This is a genomic window from Lacticaseibacillus zhaodongensis (assembly GCF_009687905.1).
GTDB lineage: Bacteria > Bacillota > Bacilli > Lactobacillales > Lactobacillaceae > Lacticaseibacillus > Lacticaseibacillus zhaodongensis.
In genome coordinates this window covers 1-1,337 of record NZ_BLBG01000039.1, presented here as the reverse complement: position 1 = coordinate 1,337, position 1,337 = coordinate 1, and the positions used below count along the sequence as shown (strand labels likewise).

The following is a 1,337-nucleotide window of genomic DNA, read 5'->3' as shown; positions in this document are numbered from 1 at the left end:
GGCAGATTTTATAATCAAGTTAGCCACTCGTGACCAAGTTCTTCTGAAATAAAAAACATCAAATCAAACTCGTGTTATCATTGAAGTTCCTACACAAACAATGAAAGAAGAGTCCGATTTGATGCAACTCCAGATTAACACACCTCACATTAAGGGTCACCACCTAACTGATCATGAACGCGATTTAATCCAACAAGGACACGATGCAGGGTTATCTAACCGTGAAATTGCTCGTCAGCTGGGTGTGGCGCCCCAGACCATCCACAATGAGATTATTCGTGGCACTGTCAAACAGAAGCACAAACATAATGGTAAGGATGTGTATTTACATCGCTACTCCCATGACCATGCGCAGATGAAGTACGACCAAGCACGTTTGAAGTGCCATCGGCCTTCCAAGATTAACCAATCCATGGCTTTCATTGACTACCTGTACACGCAGTTCTTCAATCATAAATGGTCAATTGACGCTGTCGTCGGCTATTCAAAGGTGCACCAGCTGTTCACACCTGAGGAGATGGTCTGCACTACCACTTTGTATAACTATGTCGATCAAGGCTTGTTGATGATTAAGAATATTGATCTGCTGGAAAAGCTTAGTCGTCGCTTCCACAAGCACACGATTACCAAGTTCAACCGTATTCTTGGTCGTGGTATCGACGAACGACCGGCATCGGCCGAAGACCGAAAAGAGTTTGGTCACTTTGAATTAGACACGGTTCAAGGTAAACGTGACGGTAAGGAAAGTGTGATTCTGACGCTGGTGGAACGCAAGACCCGCATGCTAATCACTGCACTTCTAGATGGCAAGGATGCTGATTCAGTCTGTTATGCACTGCGCAATATTCTGGAACAATACGGTCCAGCAATTAAGACAGTGACGGCGGATAATGGTTCTGAGTTCGCTGACTTACTCCAGTTGGGCATTGATGCCTACTACGCACACCCTTATTCAGCCTCGGAACGTGGCTCGAACGAACGTCACAACCGAATGCTGCGCGCAACATTCCCCAAAGGTCAGTCACTCGACACGGCCACACGTAAACAGTTGTCCCGGGCGCAAGATGAGATTAATCATTTACCACGACGGGCACAAGGATACGCTACTCCTGCAGAGCTGTTCGCCAAGGAGACTGCGGCGGTGTGTGGGTAGGTTGACGGTGGGACCCCATTGAGGTGGCTAGACGCCTGGGAACGGCCGGCAAGCCAGCCGCTCCTGACCAGGCTACCACCACAATGCCCACCATCAACCTACCCACGGTTACACAGATTTTTAGAATAACGCATTGATTTAGATGTTATTTTCAGAAGTGGCTAACTTGTACTTGAAATTTACC

Annotated in this window: 1 protein-coding gene; it reads left to right on the top strand. The window is 47.5% G+C overall.

The window, feature by feature from the left end; genetic code table 11:
- The first annotated feature begins 121 nt into the window (after positions 1-121).
- Positions 122-1,153, top strand: a complete 1,032-nt coding sequence (locus GN107_RS11275; RefSeq protein ID WP_155287936.1) for an IS30 family transposase — start codon at positions 122-124, stop codon at positions 1,151-1,153.
- The last annotated feature ends 184 nt before the right edge of the window (positions 1,154-1,337 follow it).

Bases quoted from the DNA above. Each gene is read 5' to 3' on its own strand.
- GN107_RS11275 (WP_155287936.1), top strand. From the start codon at position 122: ATGCAACTCCAGATTAACACACCTCACATTAAGGGTCACCACCTAACT.